Raw genomic sequence first — 20,938 nt, forward strand, 5'->3', positions numbered from 1 at the left:
AGCAGACGGGAACACGTACGGCGTTACTGTGCCGTATACCCGCCGTCAATCACGACCGCTTGCCCCGTCACTCCCCTGGCCTTGTCACTTGCCAGAAAGACGGCGTAGTCCGCAATTTCCTGCACGGACAGCAGCCGCCGCTGCGGAACGAGCGGGTAAATGACTTCTTCCATCACGCGTTCCAGCGGGACGTTTCGGGTCTTGGCCAGATCGGCCAATTGATTCCGCACGAGCGGCGTGTCCACGTACCCCGGACACAGCGCGTTCACGGTGATGCCGTGAGCGGCTCCCTCGAGGGCGGCCACTTTGGTCAGGCCGATCACCCCGTGCTTGGCGCTGTTGTAGGCCGCTTTTCCGGCAAACCCGATCAGGCCGTTGATCGAGGCCATGTTGATGATCCGCCCCTGCCCCTGACGCTTCATGACGGGAAAGGCGTGCTTGATGGCGACAAACGGCGCCGTGAGCATGATGGTGAGCAGCCGCTCAAATGTGTCGGTCGGGAAATCCTCGATCGGCGACACAAACTGCAGCCCCGCATTGTTGACCAGGATGTCCAGCCGGCCAAACGTCTCCACGCTCTTCTCAATGCTCGCCTTGAGCTGGCCTTCATCCGTCACGTCGCAGCCTGCTCCCAGGGCTTCCCTCCCCTCGCTCTGCAGCTGCTCGGCCGCTTTTTCCACGGCCTCCCGGTTGAGGTCCAGCAGCAGCACCTTGGCTCCTTCCCGGGCAAACGTCCGGGCGATTTCATACCCGATTCCGCTTGCCGCACCGGTGACCAGTGCGACTTTTCCTTCCAGCAGCTTGTTCATGATGACACAACTCCTTTTTCCGATTGGTACCTCCGCCGCTTCGTCCCGGATGCGTTCTTGACCTAGACGAAGAGCGAAGCGGCGATTGCCAGAATAAAGACGGTCAGCGTTTTCAACACGGTGATCGCGAAAATGTCCTTGTAGGACTGGCGGTGCGTCAATCCCGTGATCGCCAGCAGGGTGATGACGGCTCCGTTATGCGGCAAGGTATCCATCCCGCCGGAAGCCATCGAGGCAATGCGGTGCAAGAGCTCCGGACTGATGCCGGCCGCCTGCGCCAGTTCCAGATACTGTTTCCCCATCACTTCCAGCGCAATGGACATGCCGCCGGAGGCCGATCCCGTAATCCCCGCGAGCACGTTGACGGCCACGGCTTCGGAGACCAGCGGATGGCTGCTTGCCCCGAGAATCCAGTCTTGAATCAGCTTGAAACCGGGCAGCGTTTTGACCACGTTGCCGAATCCCACCTCGGACGCCGTGTTGAAGATGGCCAGCAGGGCCCCCATCGCGGCGGCGGTCAAACCGGAGGCGAGCTTCGTTTTCACCTGGTTCAGATTGATCAGCACCGCAGCCAGGATGCCGATGCTCAACGCGATGATCAGCGCCCAGGAGGAGGCAACGTTCTTCACCTTGTCGATTTTGAAGCTGTCCTTCAGAAGCTGCGGGTCATACCAGGTTTCCACGGTCAGAAACCCTCTGCTGAACAGGTAGTTCGACACCAGGACCAGCGCCAACGGGAGCACGGCCAGCCAGATGTTCATGTAGGTTTGATCCCGGTTGAGCTCCGGTTCGTTGATGTGGCCTTCCCCGTACCCTTCGCCGGCCGCGGCTGCCTGTTTGCGCCTGCGCTCCAGCCAGAAGATGCCGCCGCAAAAGACCATGATGGCGCCGATAATCCCCACCAGCGGAGCGGCGTACGCATCTGTCCCAAAATAATTGGTGGGGATAATATTCTGAATCTGCGGCGAACCGGGAAGCGCATCCATCGTGTAGGTAAACGCGCCGAGGGCGATCGCGCCCGGAATCAGCCGTTTGGGAATGTTGGCCTCGCGAAAGATGGCGGCGGCAAACGGGTACACCGCAAACGCCACGACAAAGAGCGACACGCCGCCGTAGGTCAAAATGCTGCAGGCCAGCACGACGGCCAGGATCGCCCGGTTGGAGCCGAGCGCCTTTACGATCGACTGGGCGATGGAGGCGGCCGCTCCGTTCATTTCCATCACCTTGCCAAAGATTGCGCCCAACAGGAAGACGGGAAAGAACGATTTCACATAGTTGGCCGCGTTCGTCATGAACGTTTCGGTGTAGCTGGGCAGCAGCGCAAGTCCCGACAGAACGGCGGCCAACAGGGTAAAAATCGGCGCAAACACGATGACAGGGTAGCCGCGGTACGCAAAAAACATCAGCAGTCCCAACGAGACGAGAATCGCCAACACTTCGATTACCATAGAATTCTCCTTTCCTGCCCCTCGCCAAAAAGCTGAGCCCCGTCCGCCACGTTACAGCGCGGCGGACGACAGGACGCGCAGATTGGGGGAGATGATCAGCTCAGGCTCGGTACACGCTTGGATATCGGCCGGGGAATAGCCGTCCACGACTTCCACCAGTTCCAACCCCTGCGGCGTGACGTCAAGGACGGCGCGATCCGTAATGATGCGGTGAACCACCCCTTTGCCGGTCAGGGGGAGCCGGCAGGTTTTCAGGATTTTCGGCTCGCCGTACTTGTTTACATGCTCCATGATCACGACGATCTTCTTGGCCCCGTGCACCAGGTCCATGGCGCCGCCCATTCCCTTGACCATCTTTCCCGGAATCATCCAGTTCGCCAGGTCCCCCCGCTCGGAGACTTCCATCGCGCCCAGTATGGCGACGTCGATGTGGCCGCCGCGAATCATCGCGAACGATTCCGCGCTGTCGAACAGACAGGCGCCGGGAATCATCGTGATCGTCTCCTTGCCGGCGTTGATGCAGTCCGGGTCCACCTCGTCTTCCGTCGGGTACGGTCCGATCCCGAGCAGCCCGTTTTCCGACTGCAGCACGACCTGTTTGTCCGCCGGAATGTAGTTGGCGACCAGCGTGGGAATCCCGATTCCCAGGTTCACGTAGAAACCGTTTTCAATTTCCTGCGCGGCCCTTTTGGCAATCTGTTCTCTCGTTAACATCAGGACAGCTCCCTCCTAGCTTCTCACCGTACGTTTTTCGATGCGTTTCTGATAGTTCTCACAGCGGATGATCCGCTGCACGTAGATGCTGGGGGTATGAACCGCGTCCGGGTCCAGTTGGCCCACGTCCACCAGCTCTTCCACTTCGGCGATGGTGATCGCCCCGGCTGCGGCCATGATCGGATTGAAGTTTCGAGCCGTCTTGTTGTAGATGAGGTTGCCCAGCCGGTCTCCCTTCCAGGCTTTCACCAGGGCAAAATCGGCCCGCAACCCCGTTTCCAGCACGTATTCCTTGCCGTTGAACGTGCGGACTTCCTTGCCCTCCTGGATGGGGGTGCCGACGCCTGCCGGGGTGTAAAAGGCCGGAATGCCGGCTCCGCCCGCCCGGATTCGCTCCGCCAGCGTCCCTTGGGGAACCAGCTCCACTTCCAGCTCTCCGGACAGGAACTGCCGCTCAAACTCCTTGTTTTCTCCCACGTAGGACGCAATCATCTTCCTGATCTGCCTGTTTCGCAGGAGAATCCCCAGTCCCCAGTCATCCACGCCGCAGTTGTTCGAGATGACGGTGAGATTCTTTACCCCTTTTTCGTACAGGCCCATGATCAAATGTTCCGGGATGCCAACGAGGCCAAAGCCGCCCACCATGATGGTCGCCCCGTCCGTGATGCCGGCCAGGGCCTGTTCAATCGATTCGCACACGCTCACGTTTCGCACTCCTCCCAAGACGAGTATATGAAATCGCTTTCAACTTTATTGCAGGGATTGTGCCAAACTGTCGCACTTTTTGCAAAAACCTGTCGAGAGCCGGGTTTCTGCGCTCCACGGCCGTGACCGGCGCCCCCCATATTGACGGAATCATTCCACAATTGCGGAAAGTGACGTCCATGTTTTCGGAAACGCCCTCCGGAAAACGACGGGTTCCCGGCAGATGCCGTGATGGCGGCAGAATCTGCGTTTTCCACCACGACAAAACAAAATGGCTCCTGCTGAACACAGAAGCCATTTCGCACAAGCTGTTCGGTTTTTTTGGGGGGCGTTACCTCGTCATGGCATCCAACGCAGCGACGTCTTCGGGCAGCAGCTTCCATTCTGCCGCCGCCACATTCTGAATCACCTGCTCCTTGTTTTTGGCGCCGGTAATGACTGTGGCTACAGCCGGCTTTGCCAGAAGCCAGTTCACCGCGACTTGCGCCATCGGCTTGCCATAACGATCTGCGATGGTGCGGATTTTCTCTGCTTTCTCCACGTTTGCTTCGAATTCCCCGTCTTTGAAAAGCGGATTGAACTGGCGCCGAACGTCATGTTCGGGAATCTTCGTCTCTTTGGTGAACTTCCCTGTCAGCAGTCCCTGAGCCAGAGGGCTGTACGGAATGAATCCCATGCCGACACGCTCCACGTACGGATACTCGGCTTGCTCCACGCCGCGCTGGAGCAGGTTGTATTGGGATTGAAGCGAAACGACATGGGCGTATTTGCGCGCTTCTTCCATTTGTTCCACGGAGAAGTTGGATACGCCGATATAACGGATTTTTCCGCTTTGGACAAGTTCGTTCAGCGTTTCCATGGTTTCCTGGATCGGTGTCTTGTGATCCGGCCAGTGCACCTGATACAGATCAATGTAGTCGGTGCCCAAGTTTTTCAGGCTTTCATCAATTTCGCGCAGGATGTTTTTTCGGCTGACATCCATCACAAAGCCGCCCTTGTCATCCCAGACGATGCCAAACTTCGTGGCGATGATGACCTTGTCGCGCACCGGTTTGAGCGTTTTTCCCAGGATGCGTTCCGATTCCCCGTATCCGTAGAAAGGTGCCGTGTCAAAGAAGTTCACCCCCAGATCGTACGCGGTCTGGATCGCTTCCACGATCGCCCGTTCGTCAACATCGCCCCACCCCGTTTTTCCAGCGGCCCAGGCCCCAAATCCAATCACAGACGGAAACAGTTCGCTGTCTCCCAACCGTCTGTTTTCCATGATGATTCCTCCTCATTTTTCTTACTCGCGTTCGAACGCTGGCAGTACATATTCGGCCAACTCGTGCAGGACTTCCGGAATCGGACGCTGCGAGTGGCGGAAATGAAACGCGATATGCGCAACCCCAATCTCCTCAAGCCGTTTCAAGTGTCGAATGAGTTCGTTTCTTCCAATCGTGGCCCCGAACTTAAACGGCTCTGCCGGGTGATCCGGATCCTCGTGGAGATCCAGATGATACGCGGAAATATACGGTTTCCTCTCTGTGATGCCAAGATCGTCATGCGCTTTTATCCACTCGGCCATCTGCTGTTCGGTAGCCGCGATTCCTCGGGGATAGTTGAACCAGGCGTCCAGATGCTGAACAATCCAGTCCAGTGTTTGCGTGCCCCGACCCGCCATGACGAGTGGAATCGTTTCTTGAACCGGCTTGGGGAGCAGATCGAGCTGGTTGTCAACCAACATCTGTTCTTTGTTCCACGCGTCCCTGATCAGGCGGACGCTTTGGCGGAAGATTTCCCCTTTCCGTTCTGCTTCCACTCCGAACAGCGGAAACTCCACCGGGCGATCTCCGGTTGCAATCCCCATCACGAAACGCCCGCCGGACAGTTGATCAATGGTGGCGGCGGCTTTGGCGACATGATACGGATGGCGCAGCGGGAGGACAATGGCTCCCGTGGCCAGGATGACCTCATGCGTGATGGCAGCCAGATATCCCAAATACGCAAAGGGGTCAAACAGTTGAGCGGCATCGCCGAAACGATATGGATCAAAAATGGGCACATCCCGCAGCCACATGGATGTGAAGCCAAGCCGATCCACCAATCGGGCATACTCCGCATGGCGCTCCATGTTCGGGACACCGAAGGGACGTCCCTCTTGTTCCGCTTGTTTGAGTCCTGCCGGTGACCAGTCGGTATCCAGGGGAAGCTCGACGCCAAACGTCATGCGACGGGACGGAATCATTTTCTTCAATGCCGAGATACCCAGGCGAACCACCTCCTTTCTCATGCGATGGAATCAACGCGGCTGCTCCGCTCCAGAACCATGCTCCACCGGGATAGAACCACGGCCCCCGCCACCATCAAGGCGCCTACCCATGAAGTATGGAGAAGCCCCAGGGAATCCGTGACCATTCCACCCAGGTAGGACCCGATCGCAATGCCGGCATTGAACGCGGCAATATTGATGGCAGAAGCCACATCCACTGCAGACGGAACGTACTTCTCAGCCAACTGGACCACGTATAGCTGAAGTCCCGGAACGTTCATGAAGGCGAACAGTCCCATGAAAATGATCGTGACAAGCCCCATTACCTTAAAAGGCGCGGTAAACAGCAGGAGAAGCAGCACGATCGCCTGGACGATAAACATGTAGAACAGCGCCTGGATGGGATTGCGATTGGATGCTTTGCCTCCGATGATGTTTCCAATCGCGATCGCGACCCCGTAGACAAGCAGGATGATGCTTACCGTGCCGGCTTGAAATCCCGTAATTTCCTGCAGAATGGGAGAGAGATACGTAAAGACGACGAACGTCCCGCCATACCCCAGCGCCGTGATGATGAAGACAAGAAGCAAGCGGCCGTTTGTGACCAGTTTCAGTTGATCCGCAAATGTGGTGGGCGTTCCCTGACGGAGACGAGCGGGAACCAGAATGGCGTTGGCCAGCAGCGAAATCAGGCCAATCCCGGCAATGCCTGCAAAGGAATACCGCCAGCCGAACGTTTGCCCGATAAACGTACCAAACGGCACACCTGTCACCGTGGCCACCGTCAGACCGGTGAACATGAAGGCGATGGCGCTCGCTCGACGGTCCTCCGGAACCAGATCCGCGGCAATCGTCGACCCGATGGACATAAAGACACCGTGGGAAAAGGCCGAAATGACACGAGCGACGAGCAGGATCTCAAAGCCCGTGGCAGTGGCGGCGATACTGTTCCCGATCACAAAGACAATCATGATCCACATCAGCAGCGTCTTTTTGGACATCGATGACGTCAGGGACGTTAAAATAGGCGCTCCGAACGCCACTCCCAGGGCATAGAGGGACACCGTGAGTCCAGCGGTGGTGACGGGAACGTGCAAATCCTGCGAAATGGATGGCAGCAAGCCCACACTGATAAATTCCGTCGTTCCAATGGCAAAAGCGCTGATGGCCAACGCGAGCAGGGCAAAGAAGCTGTGGCGCTGCATCCCGCTGCCGTTTGCGCGATGGTCATTGTGTACGGCCATATGGCAACCTCCTCAATCAGAAAATATTGTATGTCGATAGGATAAATAGGAATTAATGAAAAGTCGTATAATGAAACCGGAGTCTCCCCTCCAATCTTTTGGCAGAATTTCTTATCGACAACGACAAAACGTATTATGTAACATATACGATTGAATAGAAAGTACGTACTTTTTTGTGCTATTGTTACTATTCAGTGCTATAGGAACCAATCAGTAATATAAACAACAAACAGAAACTGCGATGATGCAAGGAGAGGTGGAACGGCATGAAAAAAGCGGAAAAAACGTACAACATTCCGGTGGAAGCGACATTGGAAGTCATCGGGGGAAAGTGGAAAACGGTGATTCTTTGCCATTTGACCCGTGGGCCGATGCGAACGAGCGAACTGAAAAAAGCCATGCCCGCCATCACGCAAAAAATGCTGACGCAGCAGCTTCGCGAACTGGAGGAAGATGGCGTCATCAACCGCATTGTGTACCATCAGGTCCCGCCGAAAGTGGTCTATGAACTGAATGAGTTCGGGTGGTCGCTGAAGCCTGTCCTGGATCAGTTGTGCGCATGGGGAGAGGAGTACATCAAAAAGGAGCGAGCCAACAAGAAATAAGCAAAAAAAGCAGAGCGTCTGGGGCACGTCGTTTCCCGACACCTCTGCTTTCTTTTGTTTTGCTTCCAGCCCGTTCGGAAATCGGGCGTGCTTTTCCGATTTCCGGACCGCTTACACCGGTTTGTCCCGGTTGTATTTCTCCCATTTTTGATAGAAGCTGGACTTGCTGATCCCGAGGAGTTTCGCCGCTTCCAGCTTGTTTCCGGCAGCCGCCTCCATCGCCCGCATGATCGCCTCGCGTTCCGCCGCTTCCAGCGTCTCCTTCAAGGGGCGAACCGGTGAAACGGGGAGAGCCTTTCCCGATCCGGGCAGCCAGATGTGCTCCTTTTTCAGCACGTCCCCATCCATCAGATGTACCGCCCGCTCCAGGACATTGCGAAGTTCCCGCACGTTCCCCGGCCAGGAGTGGCTGCGCAGCACGTCCCACACCTCTTCGTCGATCTCCCGCACTTGAACTCCGGTTGTCTCGACGATCTGCTTGAGCAGGGTGGAAACGAGCTCCGGCAGATCCTCCAGCCGTTCCCGCAGCGGCGGAATGTTCAGGGACACCACGTTCAGCCGGTAGTACAGGTCCACCCGGAACGCCCCCTCGCGAATGCGGCTGGGCAGGTCCTGATTCGTGCAGGCGATCACCCGCACATCGATGGGAATCGGCCGGACCCCTCCTACCCGCTCCACTTCTTTTTCCTGAAGCACGCGCAGCAATTTTGCCTGCAGCGGCAGCGGCATGTCCCCAATCTCGTCCAGCAGAATCGTGCCGTGGTTGGCCAATTCAAACTTTCCTTTTTTCCCTTTGCGCGCCGCCCCGGTGAACGCCCCCTCTTCGTATCCAAACAGTTCGGACTCCAGCAGGGCATCCGGAATCGCGGCGCAGTTGACCCGGATAAACGGGCCCATTTTTCGCCGGCTCCCCGCGTGAATGGCGTGGGCAAACAGCTCTTTTCCCGTTCCGCTCTCCCCGGTGATCAACACGGTGGAATCGCTCTTCGCCACCTTTTGGCAAAAGGCTTTCAGCTCTTTCATCTTGGGGCTGCGTTCCACGATCTCGTCAAAGTGGTAAATCGCCCCCAGCCGCCGCTGCAGCTCCCGTTTGTAGTAGGTCAGCTCGTCCCGAAGCTGATCCACCACCGCGGCCAATCCCGACAATTCCTGCACGTCCTGAAACAGCACGGTGCCCAGCACGGCGATGACCTTCCCGCCTTCCATGATCGGAATGCGGTTGGCGATCATGTTTTGTCCCTTTATTCGCTGAATTTGCGCAATTTCAGGCCTGCCCTGCTGCGCCACGATGTGCATCCGCGTGTTCTCGATCACCTCGGTGACGTGGCGGCCGACCACGTTGTCCACGCCCAAAAACTCGCGGTAGCTTCGGTTCATGAGAAGGATCTTCCCGTCTCGATCCGTCACGACAATGGCTTCATGAGCATTCTCGAAGACGGCTTCCAGCAGTTCGCCCATGGTTGGGGGATTCTGTTCCGTAAAAGAGCCCTCCCTTCTCCCGATATGTGTCCACTACCAGCCATTATAGAGCAGGTGGCGGCACGGAAGATACTCCTTTTTCTGAGAACCGTTCGCCCCCTCTGATGAAAGAGGGACCCCCAGGGCACGCCGTTCGTGATCAAAAGCAGACGCCCTGTCATGTCGACCGGAACCCCAAACGAAAAGAGCCTGCCCCGTTTTCGACGAGGAAGGCTCAACGCGCTGCGGTGCTCAGGCAGCGGACGGCTTACGACAGCCGCTTGATGATGTTGCGGGCCATCCACACGCCAGCCGCGCCGGCCTGGGCCAATCCGCGGGTGATGCCCGCGCCGTCGCCGCCGCAGAACAGCCCCTTGATTTCCGTCTCAAATTCGTCCGTCAGCTTGGGACGGGCCGAGTAAAACTTCGCCTCGACCCCGTAGAACAGCGTGTGTTCCGACGCGATCCCCGGCGTTACCTTGTCCAGCGCTTCCACCATTTCGATCAGGCTTTTCATCGTGTTGTACGGCAGGACCAGACCGAGGTCGCCCGGCACCGCCTCTTTCAAGGTCGGCTCCAGGAAGCCTTCCTTGATCCGTGCTTCCGTGGAGCGGCGGCCGCGCAGGATGTCCCCGTACTTTTGCACGATGACGCCGCCGTTGGAGAGGTCGTTGGCCCGTTTGCAGATTTCGCGGGCGTACTCGTTCGGCTTGTCAAACGGCTCGGTAAACTTGTGGGACACCAGCAGCGCAAAATTGGTGTTGCTGGAGCCGAGCGCCGGATCTTTGTAGGAGTGGCCGTTGGCCGCCATCACCCCGCTGTGGTTTTCCACCACCACGTGGCCGGACGGGTTGCTGCAGAACGTGCGGACCCGCGTCCCCACCGACGTGTTGAAAATGAATTTTCCCTCGTACAGATGCTCGTTGATCTCCCGCATCACCACATCGGACGTCTCCACGCGCACGCCGACGTCCACCTGGTTGTTGTACATTTTCAGGCGGCGTTTTTTCAGGATGCTGGTCAGCCAGGCGGAACCGTCCCGCCCCGGTCCGATCACCACGTAGTCGCTGTGGTACTCGTCCCCGTTTTTCAGCACCACGCCGGTGACGCGGTACCCGTCCTCTTCCTTCACCGTCAGGATGTCCTCCACTTCCGTCTTGAACATCATGTCGATCCGCTCGTTCAGGTACTCGTAGATGGACTGCAGAATCTGCAGGTTTTGCTCCGTGCCCAGGTGGCGCACCCGCGCCCGCAGCAGCTTCAGCCCGGCGGCGTACGCGCGCTGCTCGATGCTCTTGATCGTCTCCGTGGTCGGGTCGGTGATCGTCGTCGTCGCGCCGTGCTTCAGGTTGATCTGGTCGACGTACGTGATCAGTTCCAGCACCTGGGACGGATTGAGGTAATCGGTCATCCAGCCGCCAAACTCGGTGGTAATGTTGAACTTCCCGTCGCTGTATGCGCCCGCTCCGCCAAAACCGCTGGTGATGGAGCAGGCGGGCAGACAGCCGGCGTACTCCTTTTTGCCGGCCGGCGGCGGACACAGCTTGATCTTCTCCTCCAGGATCGGGCATCGCCTGGAGTAGATGTCGTGCCCTTTATCAATCAACAGCACTTTGGCGCCCGGCGCCTTCAGCGTGAACTCATAGCTGGCGAAAATTCCCGCAGGGCCCGCCCCTACGACAATGACATCGTACTTGTTCATGATCGCAACCTCCTCCATGTCGGAACATCCCTTGGAAAATCCTGTTGACTGAACCGCTGCACAAAAAAATCCTGACCGACGAACGGGTATGTCAGTGACACCCATTCGTAGCCAGGAATTTACGGTTCCTTGTAGAGACCCCCAAACCCTATTATTGAGGATATACGAATCGTGCGAAATGTATGCGTATGTGGTTTGGCAACACTTTGCATAATAACGCACGATGTTAATTATGTCAACCACTTTGATCGATTTTATTCGTCTTTCACGAAAAACAGGCGAATAACATTTGAGAGATCAGTCGTCTGACAACTAAAATCCGAACATTAAAATCGACGCACTTGCTTCTGCCGAATAAAAAAAGCGGGATTGCTCCCGCTTTTTCCACCCGGCTATCCGGCTGTCACGACACCGCAGTGTTCTCCGCAGCTTCTTCCCGCCAGCACTCCACCTCAGGCAGTCCAGGAATGACGCTTGCACGGAAAACCGGATTTTGGCCGGCTTTCTTTTGCTTCGTATAATCTTTCAGCGCGGCGAAGGCGATTTTTCCCAACAACGCGATCGCAGCGAGATTCAACAGCGCCATCAACGCCATAAACAGGTCGGCCAGATCCCAGACGATGCTGATTTTCGCCACGGACCCGAACATCACCATGCCGACCACGGCCAGGCGGTAGAGTGTCAACCAGGTGTTGTCGGTCTTGATGAACTCGATGTTGGTCTCCCCGTAATAGTAGTTGCCGATGACCGAACTGAAGGCGAACAGGAACACGATCACGGCGATAAACACACTCGCCCATGCGCCCACATGGGAACTGAGCGCCGCCTGCGTCAGAGCGATGCCGTCCAGCCCTTCCGTCGTGTACATGCCGGACAGAAGCACGATAAACGCCGTCGCGCTGCAAACCAGCAGCGTGTCGACAAACACGCCCAGCGCTTGAATCAGCCCTTGTTTGGCCGGGTGGGTCACATCGGCGGTGGCCGCAGCGTTGGCCGCGCTCCCCATCCCCGCCTCGTTGGAGAAGAGACCGCGCTTGATTCCCTGCATCAGCGCAGCGCCCATCCCGCCGCCGGCAACCTGTTCCAGGCCGAACGCGGATTTGACGATCAGAAGCAGAATGCCCGGCAGTTGGGTGATGTTGGTCACGACCACGTACAGCGCGACCAAGACGTACGCGCCCGCCATGACCGGCACGAGGAATTCGGCGACCTTTGCCACGCGCTTGACGCCGCCGAAGACGATGAGGCCCGTGATGGCCGCCAGGATCAGCCCCATCGCGACAGGAGGAACTCCGTACGCCGTTTGAAACGCCTGCGAAATCGTGTTGGCCTGCACGGCATTGAAGACGAGACCAAAACTGAACGTGATCAGTATGGCGAACAGAACGCCCATCCAGCGCTTTTTCAGCCCCTTTTCCATGTAGTAGGCAGGGCCACCGCGGAAACTGTCTTTATCTTTCACTTTAAAAATTTGCGCCAGCGTGCTTTCCACAAAGGCGGACGCGGACCCGATCAGGGCGATCAGCCACATCCAGAACACCGCACCGGGACCGCCGACGGAAATCGCCATGGCCACACCAGCCAGATTCCCGGTCCCGACCCGGGATGCGGTGCTGATACAGAATGCCTGAAAGGACGAGATGCTCCCCTTTTTCTTGTCCGCTGCGCCTTCGCCGAGGAGACGGAACATTTCTCCCGCCAATCGGAACTGAACAAACTTTGTCCGCAACGTAAAATAGACGCCCAACACAATCAACAGGGCGATCAGAATCTTGGACCAGAGCAAATCGTTTGCCGCCGCCACAGCTTTCTCCAATAATCCCAAAAGGATCGACACTTGCCCACACACCCCCACAGCCTGAATATATCAAAAGGCAATACGCAAGATAGTTTATCACAAAACATTCAAAAAGAAACCCTGCCAACATGAATGTTCGCTGGAAGGAAAAAAGCCCCAAGCAGGAACAGCCAATCGAGGATGGCATAACAAAACCCGGTCCCATCCGGAACCGGGCAGCACCGTCCGCTAGAACAGCAGCTTTCCCCTTTTCATGATCAACTTGTCGTCCAGGTACACGTCCGGCTCCTTCACGACCAGATCGATGTGCACGCCTGCGGCAATCGTTCCGCCAAAGGTGTTGTTGCTGCCAAATGCCACGTGTATCGTGCCGTACACCTTTTCGTCTTCCAGGACCACACCAGTGATGCGGGCCTTGTCGTTGGTGCCAATGCCAAACTCGCCAAGCAGGCGGCCGTCTCCATCGCCGAGGGTTTGCAGCAGCCGTTCCGCTTCCGCTCCTGCCGCGTCGACGATGCGTCCCTGGCGAACGGTCAGCACGAGCGGGCTGTCGATTTTGCCGATGCCGGAAATCGAGCCGTCCACCACGATCTGCCCCTCAGCCGTTCCCTCCACCGGAGCCACATACGCTTCTCCGGACGGCAGGTTGCCCGACTCGCCTGGATTGACGTAGACACCGGTGCTGGCGATCCCGCTCCGCCCGGCGATGGAAAACGCGAGCGCCTTCCCTTCCTTTTCAATGCGCACCGTTTGCGCCCTGCTGAGCAGATCGGCCACTTTTTCTGTCAAGGCTTTCACCTGGCTGTAATCGGCCGTGATGGCTCCCTCCCGAAACATGTCCGGAGTGATCGCCGGCATCGTCGCCAAACGGGCTCCGTTCGCAACGGCCTCTTTGCGCGCCCGGGTATGGGTGAGGGAATGCTCCGTGACACAGACCACGACGTCGGAGCGCTTCATCGCCTCACTGACAGCCGCCGGGGGCTCCTGGCCGGATTTCTCCCGCTGGGTCATGACCATCAGCACCGCTTCCGCCCCCAACTGTCGGCCGGCTTCCCACAGCGCTTCTCCCAACTCCCGTTTGGCGTCGTCGGCGACTACCAAAAAGGATTCGCCCGGCTTGAGGGCCATGCAGTTGGTCAATAGTCCCTTGCTGATGTCGGTCAGCTTCACGTCTCATCATCCTTTTCAAATCATTTCCGATACGAGCTTGGCCATGATGGCGTTGGACAACATCACCGGAAGGCCCGTCTGTTCCGCCACCAGCCGGCGGGCCTCCTCCGTGTATCCCATGCAGTCGAGCAGGACGATGTCCGCCTTGTCCTTGAGCGCTTCGGACGCCGCGCGAAGCGATTCTTCGTCGCGATCGTACGGCGAAGCGACGGCAAACACGGGATCCAGGCCATGCGGAAGATACTTGGGCCGCAGCGCCTCGGCCTGCACCTTGAGCGGCACCATCACGCCCAGACGCCGTGATCGTACCATCGCCGCCACGGTCGGCGGGATCACGCGGTCCGGTTCGATCAAAAACGCCTTCTCTGCCGAGAGGCCGGGGAACACCCCGGTGCAGAACAGCAGGATCGTGCGGATGCCCGTCTCCTCCATCTCGTGGATCTTTCGCTGCAACATCGGTTGAATCCGCTCGCGCGATACGACGACCGCTTCCCCGTTGGCCATGCGGGAGGTCAGTACGTATTCGCCCGGACCGGGGGCCAGATGGGCCTCAATGTCTTGCTTCGTCATGCCGTCCAATACTCCTGCCTGCACCAGTTCCGCCCGACCGGCGAGATGCGTCTCCAGCATGGGAGCCGCATCGGGACGGGGGGCCTGCCCAATCGTGATCATTCCCAGACGTTTCACGGTGATCATCTCCCTTGGAAAAAATGACAGGGGGCCTCCCCCCTGCCTGTTTACCTGCCCATCGTCTGCAGCACTTTCATCGAACCGTAGAGCGACGTGATCCGCTCAAACTCGTCGGCGTCGTAGAAGCGGCAGGTGCCGTTGGTAAACTCCTTGGCCACCTCCACCGCGAACTTCACGGCCAGGGCGATGTCCGTCTCGTGGCTGGCCCCGGTACCGCAGCCGGGCACGGCCGACTGGGCGGTGATGGCCAGGCCGACCACCGGCGCGTCCGTCGCCACGCACGGCTGCAGGATGCTGTTGATGTGGTACAAGCCGTTTCCGTACGGCGTGATATCCTGTGTGGTGATCGGGAAGGTGACGGGGAGCTGTCCCGTGGTCATCTCCATAATGCGCAGCAGGTCATCGCTGACGCGCAGGATGTATCCTTCCTTGACCGTCGGGGAAATGGCAATGCCCTTGTGATTGATGACGCGATTCCCCTTGGTCGTGTCGATCGACAGGACCGCTTCCATCTCGGGAACGATCTCATGCCGGTTCATCGTCAGAATGTCGACCGGAGAGTCCATGAAGTCGACCGGTTCATGCGGCCGCGTGGGGGCGTTCGGGCAGATGTGCGTGGTCACGATGACGTCGCCGTTCAGCACATCCCCCTGCTGCTGCATGTCGGCCAGCTTGAGCGCGCTCGCCACGGCAGCCACGGCTCCGTCGGCATCCGATACCAGGCCGATCCTGCTTGGACGGGCGCCGATGCCGCCGAGGCGGCCGACGATCCCCAACGTGGGTGCCGTGCCTCCCCTGGACTTGCCGTTCCTGCCCGGAATGACGATTTTCACGAAATCGGTGCTGCCTTTTTCGCCCGATACGGTCTGCACGCTGACCTGAATCTCCGGATAGGCGGCAAACAGTTTGTTGATGGCTTCTCCGCTGACATACGCGCTGTCCATGGTTTCAAATACGGTGATCGTCTGCTTCAACGACATGAGTATCCCCTCCACACAATGTTGTCACGATTCGAGATAGGGCAGGATCGGCTTGCCGATGACGTCTTCAATCGGCTTCAGCAAGCTCCGGTTGCGCATGGTGGTGCTCAGGATCAGATTCCGGGCCGGCACGTGGATGACCGTGACCGCCTGTCCTTTTTCAATGGCTGCCGAGACAATCGGGCGGGCTGTCCGGGCGTCCAGCGTCATGATCAGGTCGGGGAATGTGGCCAGGCGTTCGCCGTCGTGTTCCAGCGTCATGTACTCGTTCCAGAACGTCAGCTCGCTATCGCCGATCACCACCCGGCCGACGTCAAACCCGCCGGTCGTTTCCAGCGTGTATTCACGGACGTCCCCTTCCACGACCACCCGGCCGCCGAGTGCGACACAGACGGCTTCGATCGCCGCTTCTCCCTTGTGGTCAAGCAGGGCCTCGCCCACTTTGATGGCCTGCCGGATCCCACCCGGCGCGCCGTTTTCCCTGGCGTATGCCACGGTCACCGGGTTGCGGGCCACGGCCACCAGTCCGCCCGCCTGAACCGAGACGCTGCGGATCAGCGAAGCGGCCTGTTCAATCGTGGACGAGACGCTCATCTCCACGTATCGGCTGCCTCGGCCGCCCACCGCCGCCTGATGCGAGACGTAGCCGGGCTGTTCGTGCAGATTCAACGAGCCCATCGTTCCCGTCGGGTGAGCCCGCCCGTTGCACGGCAGATCCACCACGGGAAGTCCGGTGACGGCGGCCTGAAACCAGCCGTTTACGGTGGTGCCCGCGCCGTTCTCGTTGGTATGGATGCCTTTCAACGGCTGCTTGACTGCTGCGGAGAGCAGCTCCAGCGCCCGCACGTAGTGAATCGGCTTGACGAATTTCTCTTTGGCGGCGGGAGCCCCGACCAGCGAGACCGTCACCAGCAGGTCGTCGTCCGCCAGTTCGTCCGGCGTGACGAGCCGCGGCTGCCCCACTTCCAGGGCGAGCCGGCCGATCTGCAGCCCGTCCTCAATCCACCCGCCACCGCCGCCGCCGAGAACGGCCCCGCCGTACACGGCGGCCTCCATCATCCGTCCGTCCAACAGGATTGTCGCCATATTCGCATCCCCTTACTTTTTGCTGAATTTGAATACGGAGGTAAAGAAGCTGTACAGCGCATCCCCGGCGATGAAGCCGGCCGCGAGAATGCTCATCGGCGTCTCCGCTTCCCTGCCTTTTACCTTCAGCACGATGGTGCGGATCAGAATCCCGGCAATGACCGCCCAGCCGGCCCCCGGGTTGAGAATCAGCAGGCCCGTCGCAAACAGGACACCCAACTGGCGGCTGGATCCGCCCAGGAACTGCAGGATGGCGCCGGGAATCGCCCAGAGAAAGAGCTGCTTCGCCACTTCCGGCGACGTCCCCGCTTCGATCGTCTTGACGTACACGGTGTCGACCGGCGGAACCAACCCTGCGGCAAAGTACCCTTTGTAGGTGAAGAGGACGGCGACCAGCGCCACGCCAAAGGCGATCATGCCGGTGATGTACTGCTGCTTGCGGCCGTGCAGCTCGAACTCCCTGTCTTTGCCGCCGCCGCGCAGGATGTGGCCGGTTTTCAGGTCGTAGCCCATATCGGCAAAGGCGGGGCCGGTCGCTGCGCTGAACCCGACCAGGAGGCCCAGCGCCACCGGCGGAAAGCCGATCAGCATCCCGATTATCAAGGTAATCAGGGCCACGGCAAAGGCCGGGAACCAGCCCGAGTGCATCGCCGCGATCCCGACGATCAGCTCGTGAACGTAGGCGGCAAAGGCGGCAAACAGCAGAAAGGCGACAAACATGCCGGCCGACATCTCGGTCATCAATCCGCCCAGCACGGCAAGAACCAGGGCGACGGCCAGGTAGGCGGCAAAGCCCAATCCCAGCGTCCGCGTCGTTTCCCGGTCGCTGCGGGTATAGGTCTCCTCCTCTGTGGTGGCCGTTCCGGACGAAGCCGGAGCCTCCTGTTTCTTGCGCTTCATGATGATCATCGTGACCTGGACGAGGGCGACCAGACCGGCGCCGATCATGAAGCCGTGCGGGATGAACATCTTGTTGACGTCAATCCCGAACAGCGGCACCGAGTACTGCCGCAGCAGAAGGCCGATGCCGAACATCGTCAGGGCCCAGATGTTTCCGATAAAGGCCACGCCAAAAGCGGACATCGAGACGCCCAGATAGGAACCGAGCAGACCGCCGGCGGCCCCCACTCCGAGCAGGGCTGCCCGCTTGCCCCCTCTGTCCCCGGCGATGATCGATTCGGCCGTAGCCACGCCGGGCGGCCACGTGCCCGAGGCGGGGAAAATCCGGGAGTCAAACAGTTTGTAGAGCAGTGCGGCGTCCACAAACATCGCCAGCGCCGCGCCGATCAGCATCGGCATGATCAGGTCCGTCTCTCCCATCACAAACGGAATGCCGATCGGGATCAGCAGGCTGTTGGCCGCCCCGAACGTAGCCGACGAGATGGAGGTCTGCACCAGATTTTGGCGGTGAATCGATTTGTACTTGGCAAACATCCTGATGGGAATGCGGGCGATCAGCATCGCCACCAGCGCGCCGATAATCGCCGTGTTGGGGGTAATCCCCAGTGTGGTTACGAGCTGCATGCCGATGACGGCGCCGATCACGGCGGTGGCGATGTTCAAGAACAAGGCAAACGGTTCAAAAATGGACGGATGTTTCTCCTTGTCCGTCTTGTGTTGCTGCATGATGAATACAACCCCCTTCTCCTGACTTACTGAATGCGCTGCAGCAGCGTCTGTATCTCCTGCTGCGCCTCTTTCAATGCGCGCAGCGCCGCCGGCACCGCGTCCGCCGGCATCCGGTAATCCGGTCCGGCAATCGTCAGCGAGGCGACGACCCGCTTGTCGTAAGCAAACAGCGGCACGGCGATGCCAAACACATTTTCCGTATACTCGCCCACGGAATACGCCCATCCCTCCGACCTGATGCGCGCCAGATCGCGCAGCAGCTCGTCCTTGTCGAGGATCGTCCTGTCCGTTTTCGGTTTCAGCCCTCTGGTTATGATCGCTTCCTGCACGTGGGGCGGCAGGTAGGCCATGATCACCTTGTTGGAGGCGCCGGCGTACAGCAGGGTCCGGCTTCCCACCGACATGGCGTATTTGACCCGCTGTGTGCTCTCCGCCATCTCCAGGCAGATCCCCTCCATCCCGTCGAGCCAGGTCAGGATGACGGATTCTCCCGTTGTTTCGGCCAGCCGTTTCATGACCGGATAGATGATTTGCGTAATGCTCAGATGGTCCCGCAAAATGGCCCCGTACTCCAAAAACGTAATCCCCAGTTCATACTTTTGCGTTTGTTCGTCCTGCCGCAGAAACCCGTGCCGCTCAAACGTCGCCAGCATCCGGTAGACGACAGGGTGGCTGATGTTCATCTCCCGGGCCAGCTCCCTGACGCCCCACTGCGGCCGCTCCCGCGTGAAATACCTGAGCAGGTGCAAAGCGTTGTCCAGCGTTTTCAGCACATTTCATCCGCCCTTTGTTTCGCATATCGAACCGGTGTTTCGTTTTACAGACGCAGCATGCGTACGGGGAAGCCTCGCGGGCAAGGGTAATCGCTGTGGATTCATCTGCTGGAAAGCCCTTCCCTCCCTTGGTTGGCAATCCATTTTTTATTATTTTGTTAATTGCCACTATAACAAAAACGGGTCATCTCCCCCTATGGGAAGCGACCCAAAAGTAAGCGCTTATTTTTTGGCGGCGTCACAAATCGTTCGGCCGCTCAAGCGCGAGCGGCCATCTTCCACGCCCTGATCGCCAGGTCCAGCCGCAAACGGGTTTCCGCATCGTTCAAGTCCACCCCGAGAATGCCCCGGATCCGCTCCAACCGGTACAGGACCGAATTGCGATGGATGTACAGCTCTTCACCTACCCGCTTGGTCTGACCGCCTGTCCGCAAAAACGATTCCAGCGTGGGCAGCAATTCTGTGCCGTACTCCCGATCGTACGCCGCGAGCGGTTCGATCAGCGTCTGCGTCAGCACGGCCAGGGACGGATGTCCGGTGGCGTCCTGCAGCAGGTCTTCCACCAGCACGTCGTGAAAGTGGACAATCCGCTCCCTGGGCCGCACGAGGCTGCCGATCCGAAGCGCTTTTTGGGCCTCGCGGTAGCTCTCGGTGATCTCCTCCAGGCGCTCGCGAACGCCTCCCACGCCACACACCAACCGCTTGCGATCGGCCGACTGTTTTCCCGATTGGGTCAGCGCCCGCAGATAGTCAACCGCTTCCTCGCGCTGCCGGGCCACATCCCGGTGCGCCGTGGTGCAGAGCAGGGCAATCTCGCCGCCGACCAGCACGCCCCTGCGCGTCGTTTTTTCGCCGGCCTGGATGTCCTTCAGCAGGTCGTGCAGCAGGTCGTCCATCGTTTCCCCCTGCCGCTCTTCCTCCCGGCACGGCCGAATCACCATCACGTACTGATGGGCACCGTGCGGAATCCCCAACTGCTTGGCCCGGTAGCGGAGCAGTTCCTCCTCGCCGGACGTGCCGGACAGCAGGTCGACGAGAAACGACTCCTGTTCCCGCTCCCGCTGCAATTGCAGCGACTGGCGAATGGTGAATTCGATCGCCAGGATCGTGACTGCCTGTTCCAGACACATGTGCGCAAACCGGTCCTGCTCCTCCAGCCTGCGGCTGATCGCCAGATAGCCGAGCACCCGGCTGCCCACCTGCACGCTGCGCTTCTCCGCGATTTCCCGCTCCGAAAAGCGTGACGTGCTGCTCTCCACGTTTCCCTCCTGATCGAGCACGGCCGCTTCGCAGTGCAGAAGCTGCCCGATCAAGACAACCAGTTCCGTCGTCCGCCGGTTCAGCACCAGGTTGGTGAACTGCTGGTTGACCTCCTGCACTTCCCGCAGCACGGCCGCCTGCCGGTTGACAAGCACCTCCATCACGGAGTGGGTCAGATCGATGGACGGAATCTCCGCCGGAATATCGATCAGCGGAATGCGGTACGCGTCGCTTTTGCGGAGCGCGTCCGCCGGGACATCCTGCAAAAAGCGTTTGGTCTTGATCGCAACAGCCGCCCCACCCACCCGATGCATCTCGTCCAGCAGGCGGCACAGCAGGAACGGCTCATGGCGGACCGAATACCCGGTAGTCACGATCAGTTCGTTGGGACGCAGCCACCCGGTCAAATCGGGAATCTCCATCGCATCCACGTAGTAGATTTCGTTTGTCAGCCCGCCGCTCCCGGCCAGCACCTTGGCTTGCCGGAAGACGGGCAGCTGCAGCAGTTGTTCGACCGTAAAAGGAGAGGTCGCCATCCGTTCACCTCATCTCTCCGTTTTATCCCGATGCTATCATGATTCCCGTTTTTGTTCCTATGAAAAATTGCGAAAAAGAG

Annotated in this window: 18 protein-coding genes and 1 riboswitch; of the genes, 1 reads left to right on the forward strand and 17 read right to left on the reverse strand. The window is 59.0% G+C overall.

What is annotated here, in order from left to right; all coding sequences use genetic code 11:
- Positions 1–23 precede the first annotated feature (23 nt).
- From FOI68_RS11255 to FOI68_RS11285, 7 genes are all read right to left on the reverse strand, one after another.
- Complete coding sequence (locus FOI68_RS11255) at positions 24–809, reverse strand: 3-hydroxybutyrate dehydrogenase (RefSeq protein WP_143863229.1); 786 nt, start codon at positions 807–809, stop codon at positions 24–26.
- 62 nt (positions 810–871) lie between these two features.
- Complete coding sequence (locus tag FOI68_RS11260) at positions 872–2,257, reverse strand: GntP family permease (RefSeq protein ID WP_029100473.1); 1,386 nt, start codon at positions 2,255–2,257, stop codon at positions 872–874.
- Between the two features lie 51 nt (positions 2,258–2,308).
- Positions 2,309–2,974: a CoA transferase subunit B gene (locus FOI68_RS11265; RefSeq protein WP_029100474.1), complete on the reverse strand. Its 666-nt coding sequence runs from the start codon at positions 2,972–2,974 to the stop codon at positions 2,309–2,311.
- A 12-nt stretch (positions 2,975–2,986) separates the two neighbouring features.
- Entirely contained in the window at positions 2,987–3,676 is a 690-nt protein-coding gene (locus tag FOI68_RS11270; RefSeq protein ID WP_029100475.1) for a CoA transferase subunit A, read from the reverse strand.
- A 331-nt stretch (positions 3,677–4,007) separates the two neighbouring features.
- A complete protein-coding gene (locus FOI68_RS11275; RefSeq protein WP_044898541.1) occupies positions 4,008–4,940 on the reverse strand; it encodes an aldo/keto reductase in 933 nt (310 codons plus the stop codon).
- Positions 4,941–4,961: 21 nt separating this feature from the next.
- Positions 4,962–5,936: a TIGR03571 family LLM class oxidoreductase gene (locus FOI68_RS11280; RefSeq protein ID WP_221935118.1), complete on the reverse strand. Its 975-nt coding sequence runs from the start codon at positions 5,934–5,936 to the stop codon at positions 4,962–4,964.
- A gap of 8 nt (positions 5,937–5,944) precedes the next feature.
- On the reverse strand, positions 5,945–7,171 hold the full coding sequence (locus FOI68_RS11285) for an MFS transporter (RefSeq protein WP_255433435.1): 1,227 nt from the start codon (positions 7,169–7,171) through the stop codon (positions 5,945–5,947).
- Positions 7,172–7,437: 266 nt separating this feature from the next.
- Here FOI68_RS11285 and FOI68_RS11290 point away from each other — a divergent pair, with 266 nt between their 5' ends.
- The gene (locus tag FOI68_RS11290; protein WP_029100479.1) at positions 7,438–7,776 is read left to right on the forward strand and encodes a winged helix-turn-helix transcriptional regulator; all 339 of its coding nucleotides are present in this window, start codon (positions 7,438–7,440) and stop codon (positions 7,774–7,776) included.
- A 111-nt stretch (positions 7,777–7,887) separates the two neighbouring features.
- Here FOI68_RS11290 and FOI68_RS11295 read toward each other — a convergent pair whose 3' ends face one another.
- The 10 genes from FOI68_RS11295 to FOI68_RS11340 form a co-directional block, all read right to left on the reverse strand.
- Positions 7,888–9,234, reverse strand: a complete 1,347-nt coding sequence (locus tag FOI68_RS11295; RefSeq protein WP_143863230.1) for a sigma-54 interaction domain-containing protein — start codon at positions 9,232–9,234, stop codon at positions 7,888–7,890.
- Positions 9,235–9,502: 268 nt separating this feature from the next.
- Entirely contained in the window at positions 9,503–10,936 is a 1,434-nt protein-coding gene (locus tag FOI68_RS11300) for an NAD(P)/FAD-dependent oxidoreductase (RefSeq protein ID WP_143863231.1), read from the reverse strand.
- A gap of 88 nt (positions 10,937–11,024) precedes the next feature.
- A riboswitch (purine riboswitch) is annotated at positions 11,025–11,124 on the reverse strand.
- 215 nt (positions 11,125–11,339) lie between these two features.
- Entirely contained in the window at positions 11,340–12,761 is a 1,422-nt protein-coding gene (locus FOI68_RS11305; protein ID WP_044897695.1) for an alanine/glycine:cation symporter family protein, read from the reverse strand.
- A 201-nt stretch (positions 12,762–12,962) separates the two neighbouring features.
- The gene (locus FOI68_RS11310; RefSeq protein ID WP_143863232.1) at positions 12,963–13,904 is read right to left on the reverse strand and encodes an aminopeptidase; all 942 of its coding nucleotides are present in this window, start codon (positions 13,902–13,904) and stop codon (positions 12,963–12,965) included.
- Positions 13,905–13,919: 15 nt separating this feature from the next.
- Positions 13,920–14,600: an AroM family protein gene (locus FOI68_RS11315; RefSeq protein ID WP_143863233.1), complete on the reverse strand. Its 681-nt coding sequence runs from the start codon at positions 14,598–14,600 to the stop codon at positions 13,920–13,922.
- Positions 14,601–14,641: 41 nt separating this feature from the next.
- The gene (locus tag FOI68_RS11320) at positions 14,642–15,574 is read right to left on the reverse strand and encodes a DUF1177 domain-containing protein (protein WP_029100485.1); all 933 of its coding nucleotides are present in this window, start codon (positions 15,572–15,574) and stop codon (positions 14,642–14,644) included.
- 24 nt (positions 15,575–15,598) lie between these two features.
- Positions 15,599–16,660, reverse strand: a complete 1,062-nt coding sequence (locus tag FOI68_RS11325) for an S-methyl thiohydantoin desulfurase family protein (RefSeq protein ID WP_143863234.1) — start codon at positions 16,658–16,660, stop codon at positions 15,599–15,601.
- A gap of 12 nt (positions 16,661–16,672) precedes the next feature.
- Complete coding sequence (locus FOI68_RS11330; RefSeq protein ID WP_143863235.1) at positions 16,673–18,286, reverse strand: OPT/YSL family transporter; 1,614 nt, start codon at positions 18,284–18,286, stop codon at positions 16,673–16,675.
- 26 nt (positions 18,287–18,312) lie between these two features.
- Complete coding sequence (locus FOI68_RS11335) at positions 18,313–19,062, reverse strand: IclR family transcriptional regulator (protein ID WP_143863236.1); 750 nt, start codon at positions 19,060–19,062, stop codon at positions 18,313–18,315.
- Between the two features lie 257 nt (positions 19,063–19,319).
- A complete protein-coding gene (locus FOI68_RS11340) occupies positions 19,320–20,858 on the reverse strand; it encodes a PucR family transcriptional regulator (protein WP_143863237.1) in 1,539 nt (512 codons plus the stop codon).
- Between the last annotated feature and the right edge of the window lie 80 nt (positions 20,859–20,938).

Origin of the sequence: Brevibacillus sp. LEMMJ03 (genome assembly GCF_007197875.1) — a bacterium.
Taxonomy (GTDB): domain Bacteria; phylum Bacillota; class Bacilli; order Brevibacillales; family Brevibacillaceae; genus Brevibacillus; species Brevibacillus thermoruber.

Bases quoted from the DNA above. Each gene is read 5' to 3' on its own strand.
- FOI68_RS11255 (WP_143863229.1), bottom strand. From the start codon at position 809: ATGAACAAGCTGCTGGAAGGAAAAGTCGCACTGGTCACCGGTGCGGCA.
- FOI68_RS11260 (WP_029100473.1), bottom strand. From the start codon at position 2,257: ATGGTAATCGAAGTGTTGGCGATTCTCGTCTCGTTGGGACTGCTGATG.
- FOI68_RS11275 (WP_044898541.1), bottom strand. From the start codon at position 4,940: ATGGAAAACAGACGGTTGGGAGACAGCGAACTGTTTCCGTCTGTGATT.
- FOI68_RS11285 (WP_255433435.1), bottom strand. From the start codon at position 7,171: ATGGCCGTACACAATGACCATCGCGCAAACGGCAGCGGGATGCAGCGC.
- FOI68_RS11290 (WP_029100479.1), top strand. From the start codon at position 7,438: ATGAAAAAAGCGGAAAAAACGTACAACATTCCGGTGGAAGCGACATTG.
- FOI68_RS11295 (WP_143863230.1), bottom strand. From the start codon at position 9,234: ATGGGCGAACTGCTGGAAGCCGTCTTCGAGAATGCTCATGAAGCCATT.
- FOI68_RS11300 (WP_143863231.1), bottom strand. From the start codon at position 10,936: ATGAACAAGTACGATGTCATTGTCGTAGGGGCGGGCCCTGCGGGAATT.
- FOI68_RS11315 (WP_143863233.1), bottom strand. From the start codon at position 14,600: ATGATCACCGTGAAACGTCTGGGAATGATCACGATTGGGCAGGCCCCC.
- FOI68_RS11320 (WP_029100485.1), bottom strand. From the start codon at position 15,574: ATGTCGTTGAAGCAGACGATCACCGTATTTGAAACCATGGACAGCGCG.
- FOI68_RS11325 (WP_143863234.1), bottom strand. From the start codon at position 16,660: ATGGCGACAATCCTGTTGGACGGACGGATGATGGAGGCCGCCGTGTAC.
- FOI68_RS11330 (WP_143863235.1), bottom strand. From the start codon at position 18,286: ATGCAGCAACACAAGACGGACAAGGAGAAACATCCGTCCATTTTTGAA.
- FOI68_RS11340 (WP_143863237.1), bottom strand. From the start codon at position 20,858: ATGGCGACCTCTCCTTTTACGGTCGAACAACTGCTGCAGCTGCCCGTC.